The 1,691-nt window shown below is 32.1% G+C and carries 2 protein-coding genes; both read left to right on the top strand.

The features are described from left to right. A partial coding sequence (locus BAMA_RS23125) for a helix-turn-helix transcriptional regulator (RefSeq protein WP_034644378.1) occupies window positions 1-957 on the top strand: 957 nt, incomplete at its 5' end. Window positions 958-1,050: 93 nt separating this feature from the next. Continuing rightward, window positions 1,051-1,584 (top strand): GNAT family N-acetyltransferase, encoded by a 534-nt coding sequence (locus BAMA_RS23130; RefSeq protein WP_034644380.1) that lies wholly within the window; start codon window positions 1,051-1,053, stop codon window positions 1,582-1,584. The last annotated feature ends 107 nt before the right edge of the window (window positions 1,585-1,691 follow it).

Raw genomic sequence — 1,691 nt, forward strand, 5'->3', positions numbered from 1 at the left:
GGAGATCTTTTCATGTCTAGAACTGGAAGGTTGTTTGAATTGTTAATTACACTCAATACAAAGCATCACTTTACTGTTCAAGAGCTAGCCGACGAATTTCATGTTTCAAGAAGAACAATGCTTCGAGATTTACAATTATTAAGTGAAATGGGTGTACCACTCTCTTCTTCCACCGGACCAAATGGTGGCTACAGTCTTATGAGACAACAAAAACTACCTGCAATCTCATTAACAGCAGAGGAAGCTACCGGTTTACTTTTGTCTTATGAATTACTCGAAGAACAAGACGGACCATTTAAGCAAGAAAATATATCGACACTTACGAAAATACGTGCAAGTATGTCTTCAAGTATGATTCAAGAAATGGAAAAATTAAAAGAACGTATCGGCATTGATTTACCAAAGAGAAGTTTTCACAATCATTATTTAAGGGAAGTTTTACAAGCATCGTTAGAAAAAGAGTTTTTACAGATTCAATATGAATCACGTTCTGGACAATCAACTCGAACAATTTTTCCATTCGGAATTTTTTTAGCGAATGGGTTATGGTATTGTCTTGCTTTTTGTTATAAAAGGAATCGGAATGTTTCCTTTCGAATTGATCGTATTATGTCTGTTAGTATAAATAAAAAAATCTCCAAGATACCACCAAAAGATATAACCGTAAACGAATGGTTAAAAAGAACAGTAGATATACATAAAGAATTGACTTTGCGAGCAAAGTTAACAAAGAAAGCCTGCAAACAAATAGACCCTCACCCTATTGGAGAGTGGATTCAATTAAAACCAGATGGTACAGGCATTATTCATAAAGTAATATGTGATAGCGATGTTCCTTTTATCGGTAGCCTATTTCTCGGTCTCGGATCTGAAATTTTTATAGAAGAGCCTCCTCAATTAATACAATTTGTACGTGAAGAGGCTCAAAAAATTGTCAGTCAATATTTAGATGGATGATATGGTCACTAAAATGTTTATTTCTTTAGATACAATGATACAGAAATACTATAATTTAAAAATCAATAACTAATTTGAAAGAAGCTGATGATTATGAAAAAATTACAATTACAAAATGGGAAAGAAATGATTATAAGAGAAGCTGAGAAGAAAGATGCACAGTCTATGATAGACTTTTATAATTTTGTAGGTGGAGAAACTGATTTTCTTTCATTTGGAAAAAATGAATTTAAAATGAACTTACATGAATATGAAAACTTTATAACATCTACCACACTAGAAGATAATTCCATATTAATGCTCGCAACAATTGATGAAAAAATAGTAAGCATTGCTTCTATTACTTCTGAAAACAAAAACAGGACAAAACATGTTGGAACTTTAGGTATTGTTATTCAAGAACAATACTGTGGGTTAGGATTAGGAAACATAATTATGAATCACCTTATTAATTGGGCTAGTTCAAATGGAATCACAAAAAAAGTAGCTCTTGTTACGAGAGAGGATAATATAAGAGCAATCAAATTGTATAAAAAACTTGGTTTCGAAGAAGAAGGACTATTAAAGAAAGATACTTATATAAACGGGATTTATTATAATACGCTTGTGATGGGCTTAGCCCTTTAGTTTTTTACACCCTGAGCTTAATTGTTTCGCATTGAATTAACCATTCCATGCGAAACATGTTTTTTATAAAACAACAAAAAAACCCAAGTCATACTGACTTGGGTTAG

It is taken from the genome of Bacillus manliponensis, from assembly GCF_000712595.1.
Lineage (GTDB): Bacteria > Bacillota > Bacilli > Bacillales > Bacillaceae_G > Bacillus_A > Bacillus_A manliponensis.

Coding starts and splice junctions, on each gene's coding strand:
- BAMA_RS23130 (WP_034644380.1), top strand. CDS start 1,051: ATGAAAAAATTACAATTACAAAATGGGAAAGAAATGATTATAAGAGAA.